General features: G+C 68.7%; 18 protein-coding genes. 11 read left to right on the top strand and 7 right to left on the bottom strand.

The window, feature by feature from the left end:
* Positions 1–166: 166 nt before the first annotated feature.
* Both BMW54_RS04245 and BMW54_RS04240 read left to right on the top strand, forming a co-directional pair.
* Positions 167–1,459: a carbohydrate-binding protein gene (locus BMW54_RS04245; protein WP_090053236.1), complete on the top strand. Its 1,293-nt coding sequence runs from the start codon at positions 167–169 to the stop codon at positions 1,457–1,459.
* A gap of 94 nt (positions 1,460–1,553) precedes the next feature.
* The gene (locus BMW54_RS04240) at positions 1,554–2,717 is read left to right on the top strand and encodes a zinc-dependent alcohol dehydrogenase (protein ID WP_090053235.1); all 1,164 of its coding nucleotides are present in this window, start codon (positions 1,554–1,556) and stop codon (positions 2,715–2,717) included.
* A gap of 1 nt (position 2,718) precedes the next feature.
* Here the strand turns inward: BMW54_RS04240 and BMW54_RS04235 are convergent, their stop codons facing one another.
* From BMW54_RS04235 to BMW54_RS04220, 4 genes are all read right to left on the bottom strand, one after another.
* Positions 2,719–4,080 carry a chloride channel protein gene (locus BMW54_RS04235; RefSeq protein ID WP_090053233.1) on the bottom strand — a complete coding sequence of 454 codons (1,362 nt, stop codon included), beginning with the start codon at positions 4,078–4,080 and terminating at the stop codon, positions 2,719–2,721.
* 84 nt (positions 4,081–4,164) lie between these two features.
* Complete coding sequence (locus BMW54_RS04230) at positions 4,165–5,316, bottom strand: calcium:cation antiporter (protein ID WP_090053232.1); 1,152 nt, start codon at positions 5,314–5,316, stop codon at positions 4,165–4,167.
* An 86-nt stretch (positions 5,317–5,402) separates the two neighbouring features.
* Positions 5,403–6,050: a hypothetical protein gene (locus BMW54_RS04225; protein ID WP_139206032.1), complete on the bottom strand. Its 648-nt coding sequence runs from the start codon at positions 6,048–6,050 to the stop codon at positions 5,403–5,405.
* A 66-nt stretch (positions 6,051–6,116) separates the two neighbouring features.
* Entirely contained in the window at positions 6,117–6,623 is a 507-nt protein-coding gene (locus tag BMW54_RS04220; protein WP_090053229.1) for a helix-turn-helix transcriptional regulator, read from the bottom strand.
* A gap of 284 nt (positions 6,624–6,907) precedes the next feature.
* Here BMW54_RS04220 and BMW54_RS04215 point away from each other — a divergent pair, with 284 nt between their 5' ends.
* Positions 6,908–7,546 (top strand): response regulator, encoded by a 639-nt coding sequence (locus BMW54_RS04215; protein ID WP_256374572.1) that lies wholly within the window; start codon positions 6,908–6,910, stop codon positions 7,544–7,546.
* Here the strand turns inward: BMW54_RS04215 and BMW54_RS04210 are convergent.
* The gene (locus BMW54_RS04210; RefSeq protein ID WP_175472757.1) at positions 7,543–10,527 is read right to left on the bottom strand and encodes a sensor histidine kinase; all 2,985 of its coding nucleotides are present in this window, start codon (positions 10,525–10,527) and stop codon (positions 7,543–7,545) included. The genes BMW54_RS04215 and BMW54_RS04210 overlap by 4 nt on opposite strands.
* Before the next feature lie 191 nt (positions 10,528–10,718).
* Between BMW54_RS04210 and BMW54_RS04205 the strand changes: the two genes are divergently transcribed.
* Positions 10,719–11,360, top strand: a complete 642-nt coding sequence (locus BMW54_RS04205; protein ID WP_090053226.1) for a hypothetical protein — start codon at positions 10,719–10,721, stop codon at positions 11,358–11,360.
* Positions 11,361–11,366: 6 nt separating this feature from the next.
* Here BMW54_RS04205 and BMW54_RS04200 read toward each other — a convergent pair whose 3' ends face one another.
* Both BMW54_RS04200 and BMW54_RS04195 read right to left on the bottom strand, forming a co-directional pair.
* On the bottom strand, positions 11,367–12,215 hold the full coding sequence (locus BMW54_RS04200; RefSeq protein ID WP_090053224.1) for an NAD(P)H-hydrate dehydratase: 849 nt from the start codon (positions 12,213–12,215) through the stop codon (positions 11,367–11,369).
* Complete coding sequence (locus tag BMW54_RS04195) at positions 12,215–13,006, bottom strand: histidine phosphatase family protein (protein WP_090053223.1); 792 nt, start codon at positions 13,004–13,006, stop codon at positions 12,215–12,217. The genes BMW54_RS04200 and BMW54_RS04195 overlap by 1 nt, the downstream gene beginning before the upstream one ends.
* A 306-nt stretch (positions 13,007–13,312) precedes the next feature.
* Here BMW54_RS04195 and BMW54_RS04190 point away from each other — a divergent pair, with 306 nt between their 5' ends.
* From BMW54_RS04190 to selB, 7 genes are all read left to right on the top strand, one after another.
* The gene (locus BMW54_RS04190; RefSeq protein ID WP_090053221.1) at positions 13,313–14,626 is read left to right on the top strand and encodes an epoxide hydrolase family protein; all 1,314 of its coding nucleotides are present in this window, start codon (positions 13,313–13,315) and stop codon (positions 14,624–14,626) included.
* Between the two features lie 389 nt (positions 14,627–15,015).
* Positions 15,016–18,090: a formate dehydrogenase-N subunit alpha gene (gene fdnG / locus BMW54_RS04185; RefSeq protein ID WP_090053219.1), complete on the top strand. Its 3,075-nt coding sequence runs from the start codon at positions 15,016–15,018 to the stop codon at positions 18,088–18,090.
* A 10-nt stretch (positions 18,091–18,100) separates the two neighbouring features.
* Entirely contained in the window at positions 18,101–19,021 is a 921-nt protein-coding gene (fdxH, locus tag BMW54_RS04180) for a formate dehydrogenase subunit beta (RefSeq protein WP_090053218.1), read from the top strand.
* Positions 19,018–19,677, top strand: coding sequence for a formate dehydrogenase subunit gamma (locus BMW54_RS04175; RefSeq protein WP_090053216.1), 660 nt, complete (start codon positions 19,018–19,020; stop codon positions 19,675–19,677). The genes fdxH and BMW54_RS04175 overlap by 4 nt, the downstream gene beginning before the upstream one ends.
* On the top strand, positions 19,674–20,621 hold the full coding sequence (fdhE, locus tag BMW54_RS04170) for a formate dehydrogenase accessory protein FdhE (RefSeq protein WP_090053215.1): 948 nt from the start codon (positions 19,674–19,676) through the stop codon (positions 20,619–20,621). Before BMW54_RS04175 ends, fdhE begins: the two co-directional genes overlap by 4 nt.
* A 12-nt stretch (positions 20,622–20,633) precedes the next feature.
* The gene (selA, locus tag BMW54_RS04165) at positions 20,634–22,055 is read left to right on the top strand and encodes an L-seryl-tRNA(Sec) selenium transferase (protein ID WP_090053213.1); all 1,422 of its coding nucleotides are present in this window, start codon (positions 20,634–20,636) and stop codon (positions 22,053–22,055) included.
* Complete coding sequence (gene selB, locus BMW54_RS04160) at positions 22,052–23,986, top strand: selenocysteine-specific translation elongation factor (RefSeq protein WP_217642598.1); 1,935 nt, start codon at positions 22,052–22,054, stop codon at positions 23,984–23,986. The genes selA and selB overlap by 4 nt, the downstream gene beginning before the upstream one ends.
* Positions 23,987–23,993 lie beyond the last annotated feature (7 nt).

Raw genomic sequence — 23,993 nt, 5'->3', positions numbered from 1 at the left:
CGGTCACACTTCGCCTCGCAGCCGATAGACAACGTTGTCATGCCGGGATTAAACCGGAGCCGCTTTCGCAGTCGGCAGTACGGCAGGGTTGCAAGGGGACCGAACGGATCCGCGCGACGCGTACCGGAGAAGCCCCTTCCATTCACTTCGATCTGGAGGCGCTCCCATGTTCACTCGTCCATCGTTCCGCATCGCGGCCGGTGCCGGCACCGGCACGCTCGGTGTCGCCATCGCCATCGCGCTGTCGTCCTTCGTTCCCGTCCACGAGGCGCATGCAGCGACCGCATGCGCCGCCGCGTGGTCCGCCACGGCCGTCTATACCGGCGGCAGCACCGCCAGCCGCAACGGCACCAACTACGTGGCCAACTGGTGGACGCAGGGTAACGATCCCGCCACCAGCAGCGGTGGGCCCGGATCGGGCCAGCCCTGGACCTCCCGGGGCGCCTGCGACGGCGGCAGCACGCCTCCGGACAATCCGCCCGACAACCCGCCCGACAATCCGCCGCCCGCCGCGGGCGACCTGCTCTTCAGTCCTTACAAGGACATCACCATCAACCTCGACTGGAACACGAACATCATGTCGACGATGGTGACGGGTACGCGGATACCCGTCGTCGGCAGCGGCAGCCTCGTCTCGACGCAGGTTCCGAACCTCGGCGCCATCACGCTCGCCTTCGCCTCCGGCGAATGTGGCAGCGAGAACTGGGGCGGGCTGCCCGCCTCGGCCTTCGCCAGCGCGAACATCGCGAGGCTCAACAGCGCAGGCATCAACTACGTGGTCTCCACGGGCGGCCAGGCCGGCGTGTTCACCTGTAGCAGCGCGGCGGGCATGGCGAAGTTCCTTTCCACGTACATGACCCCGCACATGGTCGGCGTCGATTTCGACATCGAGTCCGGGCAGACGCCCGCGCAGCTCAACGCGCTCGTCAGCAACGCGGTCTACGCCGAGAGCCTGTATCCCAACCTGCGCTTCTCCTTCACGCTGGCGACCCTCGCGGCCTCCGATGGCAGCTACGGCGGCGTCAATGCCACGGGCGACGCGGTGGTGCGCGCGGTGAAGGCCTCGGGCCTTAAGAACTACACGATCAACCTCATGACGATGGACTACGGCAGTGCCGGCCCGTCCATCTGCGTCGTGAAGAACGGCAGCTGCGACATGGGCCAGTCGGCGATCCAGGCCGTGCAGAACCTGCAGCACACCTACGGCATCCCGCTGAGCCGGATCGAGATCACGCCGATGATCGGTCTGAACGACGTGGTGAGCGAGACCTTCACCGTCGCGGATATCGACAAGGTCACGCAGTACGCGGTCGCGAACAAGCTCGCGGGCGTGCACTTCTGGTCGCTGGACCGCGACAACCCCTGCGGCGGCGGCTTCGCCTCGCCGACGTGCAACTCGGTGCCCGGCACGACCGTGCTGCAGTACACGAAGAAGTTCCTGACCAACCTCGGCAAGTGAGACGGCGTCGTCAACGCGATCGCACGCCGCGATGACCGCACGTTGAGATACCGGGTGCAACGGTGGGGGTTCTCTTCATGGAGCCCCCACCCCGATGAAAGCACTGACGTATCATGGTTCCAGGGACGTCCGCGTCGAAACCGTTCCCGATCCGCGCATCGTCGAGGCCGACGATATCCTCCTGCGCGTGACCGCCACCGCCATCTGCGGTTCCGACCTCCACCTTTATCACGGCAAGATTCCCGAAACGAAGCACGGCGACATCTTCGGGCACGAGTTCATGGGCGTCGTGGAGGAAGCCGGCCCCGGCGTCACCGAGGTCTCCGTCGGCGACCGTGTCGTCATTCCCTTCGTCATCGCCTGCGGCCAGTGTTTCTTCTGCGAGCTCGAGCAATACGCGGCCTGTGAAACGACCAATCCCGACCAGGGCGCCAGCCTGCGCAAGCGCGCCATGATGACGCCACCCGCCGCGCTGTTCGGCTACAGCCACCTGTACGGTGGCGTTCCCGGTGGCCAGGCCGAGTTCGTGCGCGTGCCGAAGGCCAATGTCGGCCCGTTCGTCATCCCGGGCAGCCTCGACGACGAGCGCGTGCTGTTCCTCTCGGACATCCTGCCCACGGGCTACCAGGCCGTGCTCAACGCGAAGATCGGTCCGGGTTCGTCCGTCGCGATCTTCGGCGCGGGGCCGGTCGGCCTGATGTCCGCCGCGTGCGCCCGCATGCTCGGCGCGGAGCGCATCTTCATCGTCGACGACGAACCGTACCGCCTCGACTTCGCGGCGGCGACCTACGGCGCCATCCCCATCGACTTTTCGAAGGTCGATTCCTCCGAGGCGATCCTCGAGAAGACCCACGGCCGCGGCGTGGACGCGTCGATCGATGCCGTGGGCTTCGAAGCCAAGGGAAGCACGGTCGAAACCGTGATGAGCACGCTGAAGCTGGAGACAAGCTCGGGCGAGGTCATCCGCCAGTGCATCGCCGCGACCCGTCGCGGCGGCATCGTGAGCATCCCCGGTGTCTATGCGGGCTTCATCCACGGCTTCCTGCTCGGCGACGCCTTCGACAAGGGCCTGACGCTGGCGATGGGCCAGACGCACGTGCAGAAATACCTGCCCGAGCTGCTCGACGCCATCGAGGACGGCCGTCTCCAGCCGGACGTGATCATCTCGCACCGGATGAAGCTGGCCGACGCCGCGCGCGGTTACGACGTCTTCGATGCGAAGAAGGAGGATTGCCGCAAGGTCGTGCTCACGCCTTGAACTAGGGTGCCGACGGCGGCCGGGCGGCGCCATCGCGCTCGGCCGCATACTGGGCGATGAGGGCATCCGCCATCGCCTTGTACACCGGCACGCGGCAGACCAGCGCCGATACCGCGCGCGCAAGCAGGCACGCCGCCATGATCGGCAACGCCATCTGGTGGTTCGCCGTCAGCTCCAGGGAGATCACGGCGGACGTCAGCGGCGCCTGCGTGACGCCGGCCAGATAGGCCGACATGCCCAGCAGCACCACGGCCGACGCATCGGCGCCTGGCAGAAAGTGCGCGATGTTGCCGCCCAGTCCTGCGCCGACCGCCAGCGCCGGCGAAAAGATGCCGCCCGGAATGCCGGCCCACGACGACGCGATGTTTCCGAGGAATTTCAGGGCGCCGAACAGCGGCCCGGCGTCGCCATGTCCCTGCAGGATGTCGCGCGCCTGCGCATAACCAGTGCCATAGAGACCGCCGGCGCTGAGCTGGCTCAGCAGCACCAGGGCGAGGCCGCACGCTGCGGCGAAGACCACCGGCTGCCGCGCGCGCAGTCGGCCGAGGACGCCGCGCATGCCGGTGGCCGAGGGAATGATCAGACGGGCGAAGAGTCCGCCGGCGAGGCCGCCCACGACGCCGGTCAACAGCACCGCGATCCAGGCGCGCCCCAGCGGCAGGGCCGCGGAGATGTCGCCGAAGTAGGCGTAGTTTCCGAGGATGCCAAGCGACACGACGCCGGCCACGATCACCGCCGTGAGCAGCGTGCCGCTCATCCGGTGCTCGAACGTGCCGGACATCTCCTCGATGGCGAAGACGACGCCGGCCAGCGGCGTGTTGAAGGCGGCGGCCAGACCGGCGGCCGAGCCGGCGAGGATGAAGCGGCCGGCGGCGGCCGGTTCGTCGAAGCCGAATCGCCGCCCCAGCGAGTACAGCAGTCCCGCGCCGACATGCACGGTGGGACCCTCACGCCCGACAGATGCGCCGCCGAGCAGCGCCGCGAGCGTCAACGCCATCTTGCCCGCCGCGACGCGCAATGCGAGCAGCCGCGAACGGAAGCCGTCGTCTTCCACCTTGAGCGCCGCGATCGCCTGCGGAATGCCGGACCCACGCGTCGCCTTCAGCGCCCCCTGCGTGAGCCAGCACAGCAGCGCGAACATCGATGGCGTGACGAGGAACGGCACCCAGCGACCGTACGCGGCCATCCCGCGAAACGCCTCCGACGCGAAGTCCGCCGCCCGTGCGAAGAGCACCGCGGCCAGGCCGACGACGATGGCACCCACCCAGAAGACGATACGCCTGCGCCACTGCGTCGGCGAAAGCCAGTCGTGGTTCGTGACGCGCTCGAAACGCGCCGCGATGCGTGCGCGCCGGTCACTCATCGGCGGAAAGCGGCATGGGGAGGGCCTTTGCTTCGGAGCTCCCCATGATACCCGCGCGGACGGCGCGATGCCCGCCGCCGTGGATCAGGGGAAGAACACGAAGAAGATGAAACAGGCGAACAGCATCAGATGCACCGCGCCCTGCAGCAGATGCGTGCGCGGGCTCGAGAACGTCACCACGGACATGAACAGCGTGAGGACGAACAGCACCAGATCGCTATGGTCGAGGCCCAGGGTGATCGGATGATCCGTGACGCGGCTGATCAGCAGGATCGCGGGCACGGTCAACCCGATCGTCGACAACACGGAACCGAGGAACACGTTGACCGACCGCTGCAGTTCATTCCGGTTCGCCGCGCGGATGGCGCCGAGGCCCTCGGGCAACGCGACCAGGATCGCCATCGCGAGACCGCCGAGCGCGATGGGCGCGTGCAGCGTCTCCATGACGTAGTCGATCGGCACCGCCAGATGATCGACGAGGAACACTACCGGGATCATGTAGGCGATCAGCAGCGCGGCCGACGTGCCCGGCCCCCGGTCGACCGGCCGCTCGCGCGTGTCCCGCACCTTCGCGGCATCCTCGACGAAGTAGCCGCGCATGCGCCGGTTCTGCAGGAACACGAAGGTGACGTAGAGCACGAAGGCGAAGATCGCGATGAACAGCTGATGCGGCAGCCGACGATAGGCTCCCACCGCGCCGTGCGCGAAGTCCGGCATCACCATCGCCAGCACGCCCAGCGGGATGATCAGCCCCAGGTACGCGTTCGCGCCCTGGAGGTTGTAAGCCTGCTCGTTGTGCTTCAGGCCGCCGAGCAGCAGCGACATGCCGACCATGCCGTTGAGCACGATCATGGTCACGGAGAACAGCGTGTCGCGCGCCAGCGTCGGATTGTTCTCCCCGTGCAGCATCACCGCGGTCACGCTCATGACCTCGATCGATGTCACCGCGAGCGTGAGGACCAGCGTCCCGCGCGGTTCGCCCAGGTGGTGCGCCAGATGCTCCGCGTGCCGGACCACCGCCACGGCGCAGCCGAGCACGATGAGGAACAGCCACGCGAACACGCAGACCAGCCACTCGGTGCGCTCCAGATGCGCCAGGAGCGTCTCCGGCAAGATCAGGAAGGCAAGGCAGGTGAGCCACGCCAGCGGCAGCAGCTTCTCGCCACGGATCACCGAAGCCCAGCGGATGCGGTGGACGGGCGGCGCTGCATCGGCGGTTTCCGGCGAGGGATCCATGTCGCGTCCGGCAAGGTCGGTCGGGAGGCGTGTCGATCCTAGCACCGCGCTGGGAGGTACCATCTACCTCTTCTGGCGCGGTGCGTTCAGAACGCCAGATTGAGGCCCATGTTGATCCAGCGGTCGTCCTGCCGCCCGAGGCTGCGCCCGACGACGAGGTCGATGCTGTCGTCGCCGAACGGCAGACGCACGCCGCCCTGCCATGTGCGTCCGGCCCCGGCGGTGTCCAGGACCTCGGCCAGCAGCGTCATGTCGGGCGACACCGTGAACTCGATGCCGCCCCCGAGGAGCCGCTGCGCGCCCTGCCCCTGCGGCCGCGTCGCGCCGACGTCGACGTTGAACGCCCAGCGCCCGTTCGGATCGGGCTGGTACGTGGTGGCGGCATACGCATACGTCGAACGTGTGCGCGCGTGCTGGAATGTCGCGCCGGCGGCGAGCGCCGTCTGCACGCGCGCCCCGTCGACTACCTGCCACTTCACGCCGGGCGCCACGCCGGGACCGCCGACGTGCCAGCCCGCGGACAGCGGCAACGAGAACTCGACCGGTCCCCAGCTGCAGGCCGGCACGCTGTTCGCACTTCGCGACGCCCGGCCGAACTGCAGCCAGCTCTCCAGCTGGCAATGCCCCGCCGGCGTGATCGCCCCGTCGTCCACGAGATAGCTCCCGCCGGATGCCACGCAGAGCGGGCTGGCGAGCAGCAACAGCCAGGGCGAGGATCGAAGAAGACGCGACACCGAAAGGGTTCCCGGGAAAAATCCGGGAGCATCCTACCGCGGGACACCCGTCGCCTTCGATGCGAATCAGGCCGCCGCGCGCCTGCGCCACGCGCCCGGCGATACGTGCCGGTGGCGCGAGAAGACGTTGGTGAAGTGGCTCTGGTCCGAGAAGCCGCAACGCGCGGCGATCTCCACCAGCGGAATGTCGCGCTGCGCGAGCAGGCGTTCGGCCTCCCTGATCCGTCGCTCCATGTGCCAGCGCGACGGCGACACGCCCGTGCTCGCCTTGAACGCGCGCGAGAAATGCCCGCGCGACGTGCGGCACGCCTGGGCCGCGCCCTGCACGGCGCGGCTCGCATCGAGTTCCCGCGTCAGGTGCTCGAACGCGAGCCGCAGCTGCCAGGTCGCCAGACCCCCGCGGACGCTGGACGCGCCGGCTTCCAGCGGTGCGTCCGCCGCATCGCGCGCCGCCAGCAACGCGTTCGAGAGGTGCTCGACGAACGCGTCGGACGGTTGGACACGATCCACCCTCGCCCGCTGGAGCAGGAGGATCAGCGCGTCCTCGACGGACGACATCAGCATGGACGACATGGGCGACTCCCTCGAGGCTACGTGCCGGATCGTCGGCCCCCCTGTGGACCCGGCGACATCAGATTAGGGGCGCTCGCGATCCGTCGATACCCTCCGACGTGGCGCTCGACGGCCCATTCGTGGGACGACCGGTGACACTTTCGTGTCATGCGCGGCGCGAGCAGCAGATTCATCCATTTGGGTATTGAACGGATCGCGGCATCACACGACCATGGCGGGGCTGCGGTGGTCCGGGGAGAACGGGCGGGACGGCCCAGGCTTGTCCATACGGGGAGGAGACCCTGGTGAGCGATACGAGCGCCGCGCCGGAGAAGATCCGGATCCTGATCACCGACGACCATCCGGCCATGCGACAGGGGCTGACGTCGGCGATCGCGCGCGAACCGGACATGGAACTGGTCGGCGAGGCCGCCGACGGCGCCGAAGCCATCGAGCGTTTCCGCCAGCTCCGGCCCACGGTCGCGCTGCTCGACCTGCAGATGCCCCGCGTCGATGGCCTCGAAGCGATCGAGGCCATCCGCAAGGAATTCCCGGACGCCAACATCATCGTGCTCACCAGTTATCCCGGCGACGCGCGCGTGATGCGCGCGCTGACGCTGGGCGCCACGTCCTACCTGCTGAAGTCGGCCACGCTCGACGAGATCATCCACGCGATCCGCGCCTCGCTCACCGGCCGGCACGTGGTGGCGCCCGAACTGGCCTACCAGATCGCGCTGCACGCCGCCGCCGACAACCTCACCGCGCGCGAACTGAGCGTGCTTCGCCTCGCGGCGGCGGGCAAGGGCAACAAGGCGATCGGCGACGAGCTCTGCGTCTCGGAGGACACCGTCAAGTCGCGCATGCGCAGCATCATGGCGAAGCTGGGCGCGCACGATCGCACGCACGCGGTGATGATCGCCGTGCAGCGCGGGTTTCTCGACTAGGCCGCCGGCGATGCCCCGCGCATGTAGGCGCGGCGCGCCGGGATCTTCACGTGCAGCTCGGTGCCTTCGCCGGGCGCGGAATCGACGTTGAGCACGCCGCCCACGCGCGCCACCCGCTCGCGCAGCCCCACCAGGCCGAACCGCCCGGCGCCTGTCGTGCCGGTCGCTTCCGCGGGCATCCCGATGCCGTCGTCGACGATGCTGAGCCACAGCGCGTCGCTGGCATAGTTCAGCGTGACGCTCACGGTCGTCCCCTTCGCGTGCGTAAAGGCGTTGCGCATGCCTTCGAGCGCGATCTGGCGCAGCTCGTACGTGCATTCCGGACGCAGCGGCCGCGGCTCACCCTTCGCGTCGAGGACGAACGCCATGGCGTGGCGCTGTTGCAGCAGCGAGCCTTCCGCGGCGAGGTCGTCGTAGAGCGCAAGGCCGGTGTCGCCGCTGCGCCGTAGCGAAAGGATGCGCTGGCGTCCCTCGACGATCGCATCGCGCGCCTGTAGCGTCATATCGTCGAGTTCTTTCCGCCAGAACGCCGGGAAGCGGTCGTCCGCGGCCCATGCCTGCAACGTCAGCGTGAGGCCGTGGAAACGTTGCAGCAGCGTGTCGTGGATGTCGCGCGCCACCGCGTCGCGCTCGTCGGCGCGGATCTTCAGGCGTCGGCGAAGGTTCCTCGCGTGGATGCGCTGCCATAGCCAGATCAGTCCCAGCAGCGGCAGGAATGCCAGCGCGCGGAACCACCAGGTCTCGTGCAGCGCCGGATCGCGCGTCAGCCGCAAGGTGGCGACGCGTTCGCTCGCCGCGCCGTCCTGCCCCACCGCCGCGACTTCGAAGGTGTACGCGCCAGGCGGCAGGTTGGTGAACACCGCTTCGCGCCGGTTGCCCACGTCTTCCCAGGTGTCGCTGAGTCCGCGCAAGCGGTAGCGATAATGCAGATGAGGGCCATCGGAGAGCGCCGGGGCGGTATAGGCGATGCGCACGGACCGCTCGGTGCCGTCGAGCGTCGCCGCCTCGTTCGCCGGCAGGCGCCTCTGGCTCGTGGCGATCGTCTCGATGACCGGGCTGACCGGCTTCCGGGAGACGGGCATGCTCGCGGGATCGATCCACGCCAGCCCGGCCGTCGTCTGTGCCCACAGCCGCCCATCCGCGCTCGCGCGCAGGGTGGGCAGCGTCCGGTCCGGATCCGGCGCGCCGGGGACGCCATCGGATTCGTCGAACATCCTGTAGGTGAACGGCTTGCCGCCGGATGCGAGCGCGCCCGGAATGCTCGCCGCATCGATCCGTGCCACACCGCCAAGCGTGTGCGCCCAGAGGTTGCCGGTCGAATCGACGAGAAGTCCCGTCGTAGGCACGAACGCCTCGGCCTCGCTGCCACGAAGCATCGTGAAGCGATGGCCGTCGAAGAATTCGATGCCGCTCTCGCCGCCGATCCATGCGCCACCGCGCACCGGCGCGATGACGCTCATCGCGCGATTGTGCAGGCCATCGCGCGTGGTCCATGCGGTGACCTTTCCATCGAGGACCTTCCACAGCGAGCCGACGCCGCCCATCCAGATCGCGTCGTCGTCGCCGACGGCCGCCACGCGCGGCAGAGCGGGCGGCGGGATGACGGTGTTCCAGGCCGTGCCGTCCCATGAGACCGCGCCGGACGTATCGGAAATCGGGCATAGGTAGATCCGCTCTTTCGCGTCGCTGACCACGCACGCGGGACGACCCACGCCCACCCGCTCGGCGAACGTGGCCACGGGCGTGGCGCCCCGCTCGTCGGCGCGCCACAGACCGGTGGTGTTGGCGATCAGCGCGGCATCGGCATGCCGGTCGAGGAACGCCGCGAAACCGTGCTTGCCGATCCCGGCCTCCTGCCAGGACGCCGGCGGCACGGCATGGATCGCGGGCCGCGTCTCGCTTGCCACCCACACTTCCCCGTTCTTCAGGACCGCCGCCGACACTTCGTGGATGCCCTCGGGCAGGCGAACCTGCGTGAACACCGAGCGGGTGAAGCGATCGATCCCGCCTTCGCTGCCGATCCAGACGTTGCCGTCGGTGTCCTCCGCGATGGGCCACGCGACGCCACCGCTCAACCCTTCCGCCTTGCGCATCGTCTCGTACGCCGGCACCGCGTGGCGGTCTTCCGCTGCCTGCATGGCGGCGCGCGAGATGAAGACCACCCCGTTCGTCGGCGACGTCAGCCACACGTTCCCCTCGCGGTCCTCGCAGAGGCCGAAGGCGTGGAAGTCGAACGGCAACGCCGTCTCCGTCAGCGAGAGGCCCTCGCGCCGGAAGAAGTGCACCGAGTCGGTGCCCATGAGATACATGCGCCCAGACCGGCCGATCCGGATCTTCCTGATGTCGGCCGATGCGTGAGCCACGTCGACGGGCGAATCGCGCCCCTCGGGAACGACGACGGGCGCGACGCCCGCGCGCGCGATCCACAGGTTGCCGTCGGCGTCGAACGCGGCATCCATCATGTCGAGGTCGTCCTTGGCCGGCAGACGGCGCACCCACGCGTGGCGCGCCTCGTCGAACGAGCGGTAACCGTCGGGCGTGGCGATCCAGACCGTGCCGTCCCGCGCCGTGAAGAAACGTCCACCGCGCCCCGGGAACCCCTGCGCCGGACCGAACGTTTCGATGTGGCCGTGCCTCACCAGTGACGGACCGGTCCGGATGTTCGTGACCCAGACGCCACCGCCCGGCGCGGCGACGATCCGATCGAGCTGGGCCTGTTCGAACCGCTCGCCGGCTGGCGGCTCGAACGCGGTGAACGACACCCCGTCGAAACGAGTCAGGCCCTTCGTGCCGATGATCCAGAGGAAACCGTCGCGCCCCTGCACCAGCCCGGCGACGTCACCCGGCGCGCCATCCTTCTTGAGGAAGGCGGTGTGCTGGTAGCTGCCCAGCGTGTCCGGCGCGCTGGCCGCCGCGCACAGCAGTAGCGCCGCCACGGCGATCAGCCCCGCCCTGCCCATCCCCCTGAACCACTCGCGCATCGTCGCCTTCGATCCCCGCGGCCCACCAGGCCTCATCCCGGACATTCCCGGCAAGATTGCTACCTCGTACCCGTCAGCCACAAGTAGCCATGCGTCGAGTCGCCATGACCTGCGACCTCCCTGTGACCAATGGCTCATGGCCCATTCCCGCGCGCGTCTTACCGTCGGCGGTATCGATCAGGGAGTAGCCCATGGCACTGAAAGACATCGTGGCGGGCATCGCGCTGCTCGTCGTTGCCGGCACGGCATCGGCCGACGCGTTGCTGCAGCAAGCGCTCGCGCGCGACGCGCTGGCCCCCGGGGACGTCCGGGGCATGCTGCGCACGACCACCACGGTCACGGGCGGTGACGCACCGGAGGTCGAAACGGTCATCGTGGACCCGCGCAAGGAACCGAAGAAAGCGCTCGCCTCGTATGCCGAACTGAAGGACGTCATCGGTGGGAACGCGCAGGTCGCGAGCCGCGACGCGGGGCGCACCGTCTACACGTTCACCACGCGGCACGTGCCGAAGGCGTTCACGCGCGCCGGCAGCGTGAGCGTGCAGATGGACGGCGAAGGCGACGACGGCCTGTTCGACGGCACCGCCGAGGTAAGCACCGATGCCTCGGGCCGGCCGTACGTCAGCCATGTCGACCTGCGCATGCACGACAGTGCTGGCAATTTCCTCGCCCGCGTGAAGAAGATCGACATCGGCTACGCCTTCGGCCCGGCCACGGGCACCGATGCGATGGTCGCCACGGCGATGTCGGTGGACGTCGACGTGCGCGCCCTCTTCTTCATGCACCGCAACGCCCGTGCGGAGTCCACCCTGGTCGCGGACAACTCGCGGTAGGCATGCCTACCACTGCGCGAGCACCCGCGGAATCCTGGGCAGCAACTCGCGCGCGAGGAAGCCGATCCGTCCGATCTGCCGACCCGCCATCAGCCCGGCGCGCGCGTGAACGGCGACACCCCACACCGCCGCCTGCGGCAGCGTCGCGCCGCGGGCGACGAAGCCCGCGATGACGCCGGCGAGCACGTCGCCCGAGCCCGACGTGCCGAGACCTGGGGCGTCGACGACGTGCTTCCATAGCATGCCCTCGGGGTCGGCGATCCAGGTCGTGGGGCCCTTCAGCACGACGATCGCGCGGAACCGCTCCGCGGCCGCGGTCGCGACGCCGACGCAGTCACCCGCGACCTCCTTCGGCCGCAGGCCCATCAGGTCCGCCATCTCGGGGATGTGCGGCGTGACGACCAGGCGGCCCGCCGCCGGCTCGAGCGCCTCGGCGTGAAGACTGCCGGCGTCCGCGACGACGGGAACACCGGCTCGCGCCACCTGTGCCGACACCGGCGACGCGCGGGTCGCCATCCCCGGCCCGACCAGCACGACGCCCGCCTGCCGCACCAGGTCGACCTGCGCGGCTTCGAGCGCACGCAGCTCCCCGGCCTCGTCCAGCGGGACGCCGACGACCGCCGCCTCGGGCAGCGCGACGCCCAGATGAGCGGCGGCCTCGGCGCCCGTGACGACCATGAGCTTGCCGGCACCGGCACGCAGCGCCGCTTCGCCCGCGAGCGTGACCGCGCCCGGCACCTGACGCGAGCCACCGACCACGAGCACACGGCCGCGGTCCTCCTTGCTCTGTGCGTCGTCGGCGGACGGAAGCGGCCACGACGTCAGCAGTGCCCGGGTAACGCGCGTCGCGTCCATCAGCGTGGCCCCGTCGGCACGTCGCTCTCGCTCGTCACCTCGATCGATTCGAGGGTCGGGGCCACGAAGCGGCCATGCCGCAGCGCGAACTGCACGGGCGGACCGGCATCGATGTCGTATTCCGCGTAACCGCAGTTGGGAAAGTCACCCTCGCGGTCCACCGCCAGGATGTCTTCCTCGCGCATGCCTTCGAGGAGGTAGCGGAAGCAGTTGACGATCACCTGATGGCCGACGACCACGACGCGGCAATCGGGCTTGGTGAGGCGGATGCCGTCGACCACACTTCGTAGCCGAAGGATCACGTCGCACCAGCTCTCGCCACCCGGCGGCCGGAAGTAGAACTTGCCGACCATGCCGCGCTGGGCGGCGAGCTCCGGAAACTTCGACTGGATACCGTGCCGCGTGTAGCGGTCGAGCACGCCGAATTCCTTCTCGCGCAGCCGCTCGTCGACTTCGATCCTCTTCGGATCGAAACCGAGCGCCTCGGCCAGTACTTCGGCCGTCTGATGGGCGCGGACGAACGGCGAGGCCAGGATCGCGTCGGGCCGGGCGTCCTCCGGCAGGCCCGCCAGCCATTCGCCGAGCGCGCGCGCCTGGGCCCAGCCGAGGTCGGACAGCGGCGTGTCCGCGTCGCGATGGTTCAGGTCGATCAACTCGTCGCCGTTCGCCTCGGCGACGTCGCGCGCGACGTTCCCGGCACTCTGGCCATGCCGGACGATGTACAGCTTGCCGCTGGGCTTTCGGGACGATCCGGCCATGCAGGCTCCTCGTTTGGTTTCGCACCCGAGCATCGGACCCACACCGTGAAAGCACCGTAGCAACCCGGTCACCGTGGGAGCGGACCCGGCCGCGACAGCTCTTCGCGACAACCCATCGCGCTGGCGCGCGAGGCTCGGCACCGAGGCGAGAAGCCGTCGCGGCCCGGTCCGCTCCCACCGCGTTTGTAACGCTTTGTAAGCCACCGCCCTGCGATACGTTCGGATGCAAAAAGCGCCCGCCCGCGACACGAGGCAGGTGCATCCCCTCCCTAGTCTGACGGCGTGCCACGGCTGACGGCCGAGCGCATCCATTCATCGACACATCCAGGGAGAACACTGATGTCATTCGCACTCGCACGCCGCGCGCTGACCCTCGCCATCGGCCTCGCCACGCTGGCGCCCACGCTTCACGCCATGCCCGCCAGCGCCTTGGACGCGGCGACGGCCGCCCCCGCACCCGCCACCAAGGACGACGAAAGCATCCGCCCGTTCCATGTCCACGTCCCGCAGGAACAGCTCGACGACCTGCGCCGCCGGATCCGCGAGACCCGCTGGCCCGACCGCGAAACGGTGGCCGACCAGTCGCAGGGCATCCAGCTCGCCCAGGTCCAGGCGCTGGTGAAGTACTGGGGTACCGATTACGACTGGCGCAAGGCGGAGAAGCAGCTCAACGCCCTGCCGGAGTTCGTCACGACCATCGACGGCGTCGATATCCAGTTCATCCACGTGCGCTCGAAGAACCCGAACGCCCTTCCCGTCATCCTCACGCATGGCTGGCCCGGTTCCACCTTCGAGTTCCTCAAGACCATCGGGCCACTGACCGATCCGGTCGCCTACGGCGGCAAGGTCGAGGATTCGTTCGACGTGATCATCCCCTCCATCCCGGGGTACGGGTTCTCGGGCAAGCCGCGCGAGCTCGGCTGGGGCCCGGACCGCACCGCCCGCGCCTGGGACACGCTGATGAAGCGGCTCGGCTACACGAAGTACGTGTCGCAGGGCGGCGACCATGGCTCGGTGATCTCCGACGCCCTCGCCCGCCAGGCACCCAAGGGCCTGCTCGCGATCCACCTCAACATGCCGGCCACGGTGCCGGGCGAGCTGTCCAAGCCGATCAACGCCGGCGACCCGGCCCCCGCCAACCTGACGAAGGACGAACGCGAGGCGTACGAGGCACTCAGCACCTTCTTCGGCCGCAACGCCGCCTACGGCGCGATGATGGTGACCCGTCCGCAGACGATCGGCTATTCGCTCGCCGATTCCCCGTCCGGCCTCGCGTCTTTCATGTACGAGAAGTTCGCCCAGTGGAGCGACAGCGACGGCGTGCCCGAGCGCGTCCTCAGCCGCGACGAGATGCTCAACGACATCACCCTCTACTGGCTGACGAACAGCGGCGCGTCGTCGTCCCGCTTCTATTGGGAAAACAACAACAACAACTTCAGCTCGGCCACCCAGCACACGAGGGACATCAAGGTGCCGGTCGCCATCACCGTCTTCCCGCACGAGATCTACCGCGCGCCGAAGAGCTGGAGCCAGGCTGCCTACCCGAGCCTCTACTACTACCACCAGGTGCCGAAGGGCGGCCACTTCGCGGCATGGGAGCAACCGCAGATCTTCGCCGAAGAACTGCGCGAGGCGTTCCGCCCGGTCCGCTGAGCCGCCGCGACCAACGAAACGCCCGTAGGAGCGCACCTGGGCGCGATCAGGGTCTGCGGCGAGCCCCCATCGCGCCCGTTGGAGCGCACCTGGGCGCGATCAGGGTCTGCGGCGAGCTCCCATCGCGCCCGTTGGAGCGCACCTGGGCGCGATCAGGGTCTGCGGCGAGCTCCCATCGCGCCCAGGTGCGCTCCAACCCCTCCGGCTCTTCGGCCTCACCCAAAAGTAGCACTCCGAAAGAGCAGGATCGTCATCGACGCTCCCCGGGACTCGTGCTAGCGTTTGTGCGAACACCTCGTGAATGCGGGGTGCTCGATCAGAAACGTCAAGCCAGCCGCCGTCCGGTCACATGGGCGGTACGTCCAGCCAGATTCCAGGGAGCTCACGCGATGGCAATGACCCGCCGCGAGTTCATCAAGTTCACCGGCCTAGGCATCACCGCCTCGAGCCTCGGCCTCCTCGGCTTCGGGGCGGCGGGGGTGGCGCAGGCCGCCGCCGTCCGGCCCTTCAAGCTCACCCATGCCACCGAGACGCGCAATACCTGCACGTACTGCTCGGTGGCCTGCGGCATCCTCATCTACAGCATGGGCGACCGTGCGAAGAATGCGGTGTCGAACATCATCCACATCGAAGGCGACCCGGATCACCCGGTGAACCGGGGCACGCTCTGTCCCAAGGGTTCGGCGCTGCTCGACATCGTCCACGCGCCGACGCGTCTGAAGGCCCCGCGCTATCGCGAGCCCGGCGGCACGGACTTCAAGGAAGTCTCCTGGGACTTCGCGCTCGACCGTATCGCGCGCCTCATGAAGGACGATCGCGACAAGCACTTCAAGACGACGAACGACGCCGGCACCACCGTCAACCGGTGGACCAGCACGGGCATGCTCGCGGCATCCGCGTCGTCCAGCGAAACCGCCTACCTCACGTGGAAGGTGGCCCGCTCGCTCGGCATGGTGGTGTTCGACAACCAGGCGCGCGTCTGACACGGACCGACGGTGGCCAGTCTGGCCCCATCATTCGGTCGCGGTGCGATGACGAACACCTGGCAGGACATCAAGAACGCCAATGTGGTGATCGTGATGGGCGGCAACGCCGCCGAGGCGCACCCGTGTGGTTTCAAATGGGTGATCGAAGCGAAGATCGAGAACGGCGCGAAGCTGATCGTGGTCGACCCACGGTTCACGCGCACGGCGTCGGTCGCGGATTATTACGCCCCCATCCGGCCGGGCACGGACATCGCGTTCCTCAGCGGCCTGATGCGCTACCTGCTCGAGAAGGACGCCATCCAGCACGAGTACGTGCGCTCGTACACGAACGCCAGCCTGATCGTGCAGGAGGGCTTCGGCTTCCAGGACGGCCTGTTCAGCGGCTACGACGAGGCCAAGCACGGCTACGACCGCTCGTCGTGGGATTACGAGCTGGACGAGAACGGCTTCGCGAAGTCGGACGACACCTGGCAGAACCCGCGCTGCGTCATCAACCTGCTGAAGCAGCACGTCTCGCGGTACACGCCGGAGATGGTTTCGCGTATCACCGGCACGCCGCAGGACAAGTTCCTGCACATCTGCGAACTGATCGCCGCGACCTCCGCGCCCGACAAGGCCATGACCAGCCTGTTCGCGCTCGGCTGGACGCAGCACACGGTGGGTGCGCAGAACATCCGCGCCATGGCGATGGTCCAGCTGCTGCTGGGCAACATCGGCGTGGCCGGCGGTGGCATGAACGCGCTGCGCGGTCACTCGAACATCCAGGGCCTCACCGACGTGGGCCTGCTGTCGAACCAGATGCCCGGTTACCTCAGCATGCCGTACGACCGTGAGCCCACGTTCGACGACTACATGAAGACCAAGCAGTTCAAGCCCCTGCGCAACGGGCAGACGAGCTACTGGTCCAACTACCGCAAGTTCATCGTCAGCTCGCAGAAGGCGCTGTTCGGCGACGCGGCCACCGCGGAGAACAACTGGGCCTACGACTGGCTGCCCAAGCTCGACATCCCGCTGTACGACATCATCAAGGCGTTCGAGATGATGAACAACGGCGAGATGAACGGCTACATCTGCCAGGGCTTCAATCCGCTGCAGGCGTTCCCCGATCGCGGCAAGATCCGTCGCGGCCTGAGCAAGCTGAAGTTCCTCGTCACCATGGATCCGCTGGATACGGAAACCTCCCGTTTCTGGCAGGACTTCGGTCCGCAGAATCCTGCGAAGCCGTCGGAGATCCAGACCGAGGTGTTCCAGCTGCCCACCACCTGCTTCGCCGAGGAGAACGGCTCGCTGGTGAACTCGGCCCGCTGGCTGCAGTGGCACTGGAAGGCCGCCGAGGCCCCGGGCATCGCCAAGTCCGACATCTGGATCATGACCGGCCTGTTCCAGCGCCTGCGCGAGCTGTACCGCAAGGAAGGCGGCGCCTTCCCCGACGCGCTGCTCAACCTGACCTGGAAGTACACGGACCCGCGCCAACCGGATCCGGAGGAACTGGCCAAGGAGATGAACGGCCGGGCGCTCGCCGACCTCACCGATGCCACCACCGGCGCGGTGACCAAGGCCGGCACCCTGCTGGACGGCTTCGGCCAGCTGCGCGACGACGGCACCACCGCGTCGGGCTGCTGGATCTTCTCCGGCTCGTTCACCGAGAAGGGCAACCAGATGGCCCGCCGCGACGCCACGGATCCGCGCGAGCAAGGCATCGCGCCGAACTGGGCGTGGGCGTGGCCGGCCAACCGGCGCATCCTCTACAACCGCGCGAGCGCCGATCCGAACGGCAAGGCCTGGAACCCGAAGAAGCCCGTGATCGAATGGAACGGGACGAAGTGGACCGGTGTCGACGTTCCCGACTACGGCCCCACGATCAAGCCCTCGGACGGCGTCGGTCCCTTCATCATGAACGCCGAAGGCATGGGTCGCCTGTTCGCGCGCGACCTCATGGTGGAAGGCCCCTTCCCCGAGCATTACGAACCGATGGAATCGCCCGTCGAGAACGTGCTGCACCCGAAGGTGAGCCACAACCCGGTCGCACGCGTGTTCGCGGACGACAAGGCCAACTTCGGCACGCCCGAGCACTTCCCGTACGTGGCCACCACCTACCGCCTCACCGAGCACTTCCACTTCTGGACCAAGCACGCGCTGATCAACGCGATCCTCCAGCCGGAGGAATTCGTGGAGATCGGCGAGGTCCTCGCGAAGGAGAAAGGCATCGCGCAGGGCGGCTGGGTCAAGGTGTCGTCCAAGCGTGGCGAGGTGATCTGCAAGGCGTACGTCACCAAGCGCATCAAGCCGCTGACCGTGGACGGCAAGGCCACCCACGTCATCGGCGTGCCGCTGCACTGGGGCTTCACCGGCCAGGCGAGGAAAGGCTATGGCGCGAACACGCTGACCCCGTCGGTCGGCGACGCCAACACGCAGACGCCGGAATTCAAGGCGTTCCTCGTCAACGTCGAATCGACGACCGCACCGGTCACCGCCTGAGGCCTCCGACATGTCAGATCTGCAATCGCAAGACTATGTCCGCCGCTCGGCGACGACCCTGACGCCGCCGATGGCGCGCAACCATGAAGACCAGGTGGCCAAGCTGATCGACGTCAGCCGCTGCATCGGTTGCAAGGCGTGCCAGTCCGCGTGCATGGAATGGAACGACCTGCGCCCGGAGATCGGGCACTTCGAAGGCTCGTACGAGAACCCGAACGACCTGGGTCCGAGCGTCTGGACCCTGATGAAGTTCGCCGAGTACGAGAACGAACAGGGCAACCTCGAGTGGCTGATCCGCAAGGACGGCTGCATGCACTGCGAGGATCCGGGCTGCCTGAAGGCGTGCCCGGCGCCCGGCGCCATCGTGCAGTACGCCAACGGCATCGTCGACTTCATCAGCGACAAGTGCATCGGCTGCGGCTACTGCGTGAAGGGCTGTCCCTTCGACGTCCCGCGCATCAGCAAGACCGACCACAAGTCGTACAAGTGCACGCTCTGCTCCGACCGTGTCACGGTGGGGCTCGAACCGGCCTGCGTGAAGGCCTGCCCGACGGGCGCGATCATGTTCGGTTCCAAGACCGACATGCACCGCCAGGCGGGCGAGCGCATCGAAGACCTCAAATCCCGGGGCTTCGAGAAGGCCGGCCTGTACGATCCCGCGGAAGTCGGCGGCACGCACGTCATGTACGTGCTGCACCATGCCGACAAGCCCTCGCTGTACTCCGGCCTGCCCGACGAACCACGCATCAGCCCGACGGTCCGCGTCTGGAAGGGCATCCTGAAGCCGCTCGCGGTCATCGGTATCGCGGCCGCCGTCATCGGCTCGTTCTTCCACTGGGTCACCGTCGGTCCCAACGAAGTCCAGGACGAGGACGAGGCCGAAGCCGATCGTGCCCTGCGCGAGATCGAGGAAGAGGAGAAGACGCCATGACCCGTCCGAAGCGAGCCCTCACGCGCTATACCACCGCCAACCGCGTGAACCACTGGATCAACGCCATCCTGTTCGTGCTGCTGGTGTTGTCGGGGCTGTCGTTCTTCGACCCGATCCTGTTCTTCCTTTCGGGCCTGTTCGGCGGCGGCCAGTGGGCACGCGCCGTGCATCCGTGGTTCGGTTGCTGCCTCGTGATCAGCTGGATCGGCATGTTCGTCCAGTTCTGGCGTTCCAACCTGTTCAACCGCGACGACGCGGCGTGGTCGAAGGCCATCGTCCACGTCATGACCAACGACGACGAGAACGTCCCGCCGATCGGCCGCAACAACAGCGGCCAGAAGGCGGTGTTCTGGGCCATGACGCTGCTGATCCCCACGCTGTTCGTCAGCGGCCTGCTGATCTGGGAGGTCTACTTCGGCAAGGCGACGTCGATCCCGGTGCAGCGCGCGGCCGTTCTGATCCACAGCCTGGCGGCGCTGGGTGCGATCTTCGTGTGGATCGTGCACGTGTACGCCGCGATCTGGATCCGCGACTCGGTGCGCAGCATGACGCAGGGTTACGTCACGCCCGGCTGGGCATGGCACCATCACCGCAAGTGGTTCTATCAGCTGGCGTCCGGCCAACGCGTGAAGACCGAACCCAGGAAGAATCCGTGAAGCAAGCCGAAGCACCGCCGAACGCCAAATGGAGTGGCCCGTCCCACGCAGGCGTGAAGGCACCCGATCCGATCGTCCTCCCCGATCCCGCCCGCCGCTTCGCCACCACGGCGAAGCGGCTGGACGGGATGGCCGAAGGCCACCCCCTGGAGCCGTGGCTGCGGTTCATGGCGGCGCTTTCGCGGGCGCAACACGACGTCGCCACGGCGATCGCGCCGGGTGCCACGCTCACCGGCGACGACGTCGCGCGTGCCGTCGACGCCCGTCTGCCGCCGCTCGCCGCGGACGGCCATCGACGCGACGCCGCATGGCGCGACGGACTGACCCGCCTGCTCGACGGCATCGACGCGGCGTCCTTGCCGCCGCCGGCCCGCGACGCGATCGCGCAACTCCGCGGCATGACGCCCGACGCGATCGAGACGCTCGCCGACCAGTTCCTGCGCGGTCGCGTCGCCACGGCGGACGCCGCCGCGGCGGTCTATGTCGCCGCGGCCCTGCAGGTGTATTTCACGGTGTCGGCCGCGCGGCTCGACGCCGACGCGCTGCGCCTGCTCGAGGAGCGCCCGCTCTGCCCCTGCTGCGGCTCGCCCTCCGTGTCGGGCCTCATCACCGCCAGCGGCACGACGCCCGGCAGCCGCTTCCTGTACTGCTCGATGTGCTCCACGTCGTGGAACCACGTCCGTGCCGTGTGCCTGAACTGCAAGGGCACCCGGAAGCTCTCCGTGCAGGGCATCGAGGGCGATCCGGAAGTCGTCAAGGTGGAAACCTGCGGCGACTGCCATACCTACAGCAAGCTGCTCTATCAGTTGCGCGACATGCAGGTCGACCCGTACGCGGACGACCTCGCCTCGCTCGGCCTCGACCTGCTGGTCGCCGAAGCGGGATACTCGAGGCACGCACCGAACCCGCTGCTCCTCGCGGGGGACGACGACGCCCTCGAGTAGACTCCACGCGCCATGGCCGACCCAGAAAACGTTTTTCGCCAGCTACCCGCCGTCGCCACCGTCCTCGCCACGCCCGAGGCGGTGGCGCTCGCCGGGCGCCACGGGCGCCAGGCCACCACGAACGCCATCCGCGACGCGCTCGCCGACGCACGCCAGGCCCTCCAAGGCCAGGACGGGAGCGCGCTCGCAGGCGATCGGCCACCCTCGGCGCACGACATCGTCCACGCGGCGGCAAGGCGGCTCGACACGCCGCCCACCCTCCGCCCGGTCATCAACCTCACCGGCACGATCCTGCACACGAACCTCGGCCGCGCCCTGCTCCCGGAGTCCGCGATCGAGGCGGCCGTCGACGCGATGCGCCACCCGGTGCCGCTGGAATACGACCTCGGCACGGGCGCGCGGGGCGAACGCGACGACCACGTGCGCGCATTGCTGCGCGAACTGACCGGCGCCGACGATGCCACGGTGGTGAACAACAACGCGGCGGCGGTACTGCTCTGCCTCAATACCTTCGCCCTGCGTCGCGAGGCGATCGTCTCGCGCGGCGAGCTGATCGAGATCGGCGGCGCGTTCCGCATGCCCGACATCATGGCGCGCGCCGGCGCGGACATGGTCGAGGTCGGCACGACGAACCGCACCCACCCGGCGGATTACCGCGACGCGCTGAACGAGCGCAGCGGCCTGATCCTGAAGGTGCACACGTCCAATTACCGCATCCAGGGCTTCACGTCGGAGGTCGGCGCGCGCGAGCTGGCCGGCATCGCCGACGCCGCCGGCGTGCCGCTGCTGAACGACCTCGGGTCCGGCAGCCTGGTCGACCTCTCCATGCATGGCCTCGCTCGCGAGCCGACGGTGCGCGAAGCCGTGCAGGAAGGCGCACGGCTGGTCACCTTCTCCGGCGACAAGCTGCTCGGCGGGCCGCAGGCCGGTTTCATCGTCGGCGACCGCGCCCTGATCGAGCAGATCAACCGCAATCCGCTCAAGCGTGCGCTGCGCGTCGACAAGATGCGCCTCGCCGCCGTTGAGGCGACGCTACGGCTCTACCGCGATCCGGATCGTCTCGAGGAACACCTTCCGACGCTGCGCTATCTCTCGCGTACGCTCGGCGAGATCCGTGCGCAGGCGACGCGACTGCTGCCCGCGGTCGCCGCGCGACTCGGCGAGGTGTTCCATGCCGACATCGGCGATTGTCACAGCCAGGTCGGCTCGGGCGCACTGCCTCTCGACACCCTGCCGAGCGCCGCGCTGACGATCCGCGCGCACGGCAGCCAGTCCGCGCTCGAAGCGCTGGCGGCCCGCCTGCGCACCGGCGCGCGACCCATCATCGGACGGGTCGCGGACGGTGCGCTGCACTTCGATCTGCGTTGCCTCGCCGACTCGGACGAGGCCGCGTTCCTGGCCACGCTCGCGGAACGGAGCGCCGAGGCGCCGTGATCGTCGGTACCGCGGGACACATCGACCACGGCAAGACGTCGCTGGTGCGCGCGCTGACCGGCGTGGATACCGATCGGCTGAAGGAAGAGAAAGCGCGCGGCATCACCATCGACCTCGGCTTCGCCTACCTGCCGCTGGACGACGGCCGTACGCTCGGCTTCATCGACGTGCCGGGGCACGAACGCTTCGTGCATACCATGGTGGCCGGTGCCAGCGGCATCGACATCGCCCTGCTCGTCGTCGCCGCCGATGACGGCGTGATGCCGCAGACGCTCGAACACCTGGCGATCCTCGACCTGCTCGGCACGCGTCGCGCCCTGATCGCCCTGACCAAGGCCGACCTCGCCACGCCCGAACGGCTCGCCACCGTGGAGGCCCGGATTCGCGAAGCGATCGCAGGCACCGTCCTGGAAGGCGCCGACATCCTGCCGGTCTCGGCGAGCACGGGGGCTGGCGTCGACGACCTGCGCGCGCGCCTCGCCGCGGAAGCGCGCGCACTGGGCGAGCGCAGCGACGATGCCCGCTTCCGCCTCGCCGTCGACCGCGTGTTCACCCTGCCCGGCATCGGCCTCGTCGTCACGGGCACCGTGTTGTCGGGGAGCGTGCACGTGAAGGATCAGGTCACGATCAGTCCCTCCGGCCTCGCCGCTCGCGTGCGTTCCATCCACGCGCAGAATCGCCAGGTGACGACGGGGCGCGCCGGCGATCGCTGCGCGTTGAACCTCGCCGGTGACGGCGTCGCGAAGGATGCCGTCCAGCGCGGCGACATGATCGTCGATCCGTCGCTGCATGCGCCGACCGACCGCATCGACGCCCGGCTGCACCTGCTGCCCGGGGAGCCGAAAGCGGTCGTGGCTTGGTTCCCGGCGCGCCTGCATCACGGTGCCACGGAGGTCGGCGTCCGCCTCGTGCCGCTTCAGGGCGAACAGGTCCGGCCCGGGCAGACGGCCGACGTGCAGCTCGTGCTGGACCGCCCCATCGCGGCCGCCGTCGGCGACCGCTACGTGCTCCGCGACGTGTCAGCGCGCCGCACCATCGGCGGCGGCGCGTTCATCGACCTGCGGGCGCCCGAACGCCAGCGGCGCAAGCCCGAGCGCATCGCCGAGCGCGAGGCGATGGCGATCGCCGATCCACGAGAGGGCCTCGCCGCCCTGCTCGACATCGCGCCGTACGCGCGCGACCTCGACGTGTTCGCCCGCGATCGCGCGCTCACGCCGTCGACGCTCGCCGCCCTCGTCGCGGACATGGACCTCGTGCGCTTCGACAGCGGCGACGAGCGCGTCGCCATCGCCATGCCCGCGTGGCGGCACTTCGTGGCGGCGGTGAACGAACGCCTCGAAACGTTCCACGCCGCCCAACCGGACGTCCAGGGCATGGCGCGCGAGAAACTCCGCCTCGCCGTGCTGCCGCGCCTGACGGCCGGCGCGTTCGCGCTGGCGCTGCAGCACGCCGACGTCGCCGGCACCGTCGTTCGCGACGGTGCCTTCGTGCGCCTCGCCTCCCACTCGCTGCAGATGAGCCCCGAGCGCGAGGCGCTCTGGAACAAGGTGGCACCGCTGCTCGGCGGCGAGGCGCGTTTCAAGCCTCCCCGGGTGCGCGATATCGCGGGCGAACTCGGCACGCCGGAAGACCAGGTCCGCCGGATGCTGAAGTTCGCCGGCCGGCTGGGCCATGTCGACGAAGTGGCGCACGATCACTTCTTCCTGCGCGCCACGATGCACGAGATGGTGCAGGTCGCCGTCGACATCGCGGCGCACGCCGCGGACGGCCGCTTCACCGCCGCCCAATTCCGCGACCGCCTCGACTGCGGCCGCAAGGTCGCGATCCAGATCCTGGAGTTCCTCGACCGGCAGGGTGTTATGCTCAATCAAGGTACGTTGCGCCGGATCCAGCCGCGCTACGCCGACCTTTACGGCGGTCCCTCGCCGTAACCGTCAC

The sequence above is a fragment of the Luteibacter sp. 329MFSha genome (genome assembly GCF_900111665.1).
GTDB lineage: Bacteria > Pseudomonadota > Gammaproteobacteria > Xanthomonadales > Rhodanobacteraceae > Luteibacter.
This window is presented reverse-complemented; position numbering and strand designations above follow the sequence as displayed.

Excerpts from the sequence above, each read along its gene's own strand:
- BMW54_RS04245 (WP_090053236.1), top strand. The coding sequence starts at position 167 with ATGTTCACTCGTCCATCGTTCCGCATCGCGGCCGGTGCCGGCACCGGC.
- BMW54_RS04240 (WP_090053235.1), top strand. The coding sequence starts at position 1,554 with ATGAAAGCACTGACGTATCATGGTTCCAGGGACGTCCGCGTCGAAACC.
- BMW54_RS04235 (WP_090053233.1), bottom strand. The coding sequence starts at position 4,080 with ATGAGTGACCGGCGCGCACGCATCGCGGCGCGTTTCGAGCGCGTCACG.
- BMW54_RS04230 (WP_090053232.1), bottom strand. The coding sequence starts at position 5,316 with ATGGATCCCTCGCCGGAAACCGCCGATGCAGCGCCGCCCGTCCACCGC.
- BMW54_RS04220 (WP_090053229.1), bottom strand. The coding sequence starts at position 6,623 with ATGTCGTCCATGCTGATGTCGTCCGTCGAGGACGCGCTGATCCTCCTG.
- BMW54_RS04210 (WP_175472757.1), bottom strand. The coding sequence starts at position 10,527 with ATGCGCGAGTGGTTCAGGGGGATGGGCAGGGCGGGGCTGATCGCCGTG.
- BMW54_RS04205 (WP_090053226.1), top strand. The coding sequence starts at position 10,719 with ATGGCACTGAAAGACATCGTGGCGGGCATCGCGCTGCTCGTCGTTGCC.
- BMW54_RS04200 (WP_090053224.1), bottom strand. The coding sequence starts at position 12,215 with ATGGACGCGACGCGCGTTACCCGGGCACTGCTGACGTCGTGGCCGCTT.
- BMW54_RS04195 (WP_090053223.1), bottom strand. The coding sequence starts at position 13,006 with ATGCTCGGGTGCGAAACCAAACGAGGAGCCTGCATGGCCGGATCGTCC.
- BMW54_RS04190 (WP_090053221.1), top strand. The coding sequence starts at position 13,313 with ATGTCATTCGCACTCGCACGCCGCGCGCTGACCCTCGCCATCGGCCTC.
- fdxH (WP_090053218.1), top strand. The coding sequence starts at position 18,101 with ATGTCAGATCTGCAATCGCAAGACTATGTCCGCCGCTCGGCGACGACC.
- BMW54_RS04175 (WP_090053216.1), top strand. The coding sequence starts at position 19,018 with ATGACCCGTCCGAAGCGAGCCCTCACGCGCTATACCACCGCCAACCGC.
- selA (WP_090053213.1), top strand. The coding sequence starts at position 20,634 with ATGGCCGACCCAGAAAACGTTTTTCGCCAGCTACCCGCCGTCGCCACC.